Raw genomic sequence first — 1,492 nt, forward strand, 5'->3', positions numbered from 1 at the left:
ATGGTAAAAAACGGCGCAGACGGCGTTACACGCCCGATTTTGTATATCGGGATGAAAAAGGCGAAATTACAAAGGTTGTAGATGTGAAACCAACGAAGATAACAGCTGATGCTAGCCTACGAATTGCAATGTTCGTGTTTCGGTACAAGGTGCCAGTGACGATTGCTAGGTATGATAGTCGTTCTGGATTGTTCGAAGAAAAGGAAATGTAGCCATAATATTGCTAATTTAGTTTCTGTTTTCTAGAATTAAACGTTCGTGTTTCGATAGGATTGGCAGGTGGTACCTTTGAGAGAAAAAATTAGAAAACATTTTAAAAATTACGATTGTCAGCAATTCTTTGTTGACTTGCTGACAATTATCTCCCTAGCTGCGTTTTTCTGGTTTGTGGGTATGAGTTTTATCCTTTTTTCAATTCTGATATACAACCTTTTTTATTTCTTGTGGTGTTTATGACGTTTATTGTATTCGTAGTTTAAATTTATTTATTCCCTTTGAGGAATAGTTTGGAGACCTTAAAATGACAAAAAAGATGGATATGGAAATTAAAAATAACGCTACAGAGCTTTTGTTTTTGATGATGAATGCTTTGCTTGAATCAAATGATTTAGTTCAAAGCAGATGCTTTAACGAAAAATTGTCAGACGGGAAAACGATGCGACATTTTGAGTTTGATGTATTAAAAAACACCCCTACAAAAAATAAGGGCGCATTCTGATTAAAATCTAGTCAGACTTAGTAAGTTATCACTCGTAGTCTGATTTGGAACCGTTCTGATGTATGGATCTCTATGCAACGGGTGCACTGAGTCTACTAAAGTCTTCGTATTAGACGATGAAGTGAAGTAGTACTTCATATGATCGTCAATGTTTATAACAACTGATGATACTTGTTCGACTTTTCCATCCGATAATTTAACTTTAGTAATATCACTTTCATAATTTGAATCAGAATCTAGATGGACTTCTTTGATTTCATAGCTCAAAAACAAAACCTCCTTTCTTAATTTTATTATAACAGCATATTGTCAACAAACAAGGAGATGAAATAGCAATGTGGCCAAAGATTGAATGTATTTTAACTGAAAATAATCTAACTCCTAGAAAACTATCTCAAATGGCTGGTTTGAAAAATAGCTCAACTATCTATGCATTAAAAAATGGTCAAATAAAGAAGCCTAGCTTTGAATTAATGGTAAAGATTGCAAATGCCTTAAATGTAAGTCTAGATGTATTTAAGTAGGCGATTCTATGTATGCAAAAATACAGAAAATTAGCGGCAAGCAGGTATTATTAAGCGTTGATGATGAGATTGATCTAAGCAGAATGCAGCGCTGGTCAGACGGTAAGCAACCGACCGTGGAACTCATCATCGACGATGGACGCAGGATAACGCCTGATCAGCGCAAGAAAATCTTTGCAATGCTAGGCGATATGAGCGACTACCTAGGCTATTCCCCGAGAGAGATTGAGGAGATTATGAAAACCAAGTT

The 1,492-nt window shown here is 35.7% G+C and carries 5 protein-coding genes; 4 read left to right on the forward strand and 1 reads right to left on the reverse strand.

Translation table 11 applies throughout. The features are described 5' to 3' along the window. Positions 1 to 212 (forward strand): DUF1064 domain-containing protein (locus tag FC87_RS06570; protein ID WP_056961981.1); only part of this gene is annotated, 212 nt, incomplete at its 5' end. Positions 213 to 520: 308 nt separating this feature from the next. Continuing rightward, positions 521 to 718, forward strand: coding sequence for a hypothetical protein (locus tag FC87_RS06575; protein WP_056961983.1), 198 nt, complete (start codon positions 521 to 523; stop codon positions 716 to 718). Here the strand turns inward: FC87_RS06575 and FC87_RS06580 are convergent, their stop codons facing one another. After that, positions 719 to 985, reverse strand: coding sequence for a DUF3892 domain-containing protein (locus tag FC87_RS06580; protein ID WP_054690882.1), 267 nt, complete (start codon positions 983 to 985; stop codon positions 719 to 721). It abuts the gene before it with no gap. A gap of 68 nt (positions 986 to 1,053) precedes the next feature. Here FC87_RS06580 and FC87_RS06585 point away from each other — a divergent pair, with 68 nt between their 5' ends. Further along, positions 1,054 to 1,242: a helix-turn-helix domain-containing protein gene (locus tag FC87_RS06585; RefSeq protein ID WP_056961985.1), complete on the forward strand. Its 189-nt coding sequence runs from the start codon at positions 1,054 to 1,056 to the stop codon at positions 1,240 to 1,242. An 8-nt stretch (positions 1,243 to 1,250) separates the two neighbouring features. Next, positions 1,251 to 1,492, forward strand: a 242-nt coding sequence (locus tag FC87_RS06590) for a putative HNHc nuclease (protein ID WP_235804445.1), incomplete at its 3' end; no start/stop codon positions are given.

The sequence above is a fragment of the Fructilactobacillus florum DSM 22689 = JCM 16035 genome, from assembly GCF_001436645.1.
Lineage (GTDB): Bacteria > Bacillota > Bacilli > Lactobacillales > Lactobacillaceae > Fructilactobacillus > Fructilactobacillus florum.

Excerpts from the sequence above, each read along its gene's own strand:
- FC87_RS06575 (WP_056961983.1), top strand. The coding sequence starts at position 521 with ATGACAAAAAAGATGGATATGGAAATTAAAAATAACGCTACAGAGCTT.
- FC87_RS06585 (WP_056961985.1), top strand. The coding sequence starts at position 1,054 with ATGTGGCCAAAGATTGAATGTATTTTAACTGAAAATAATCTAACTCCT.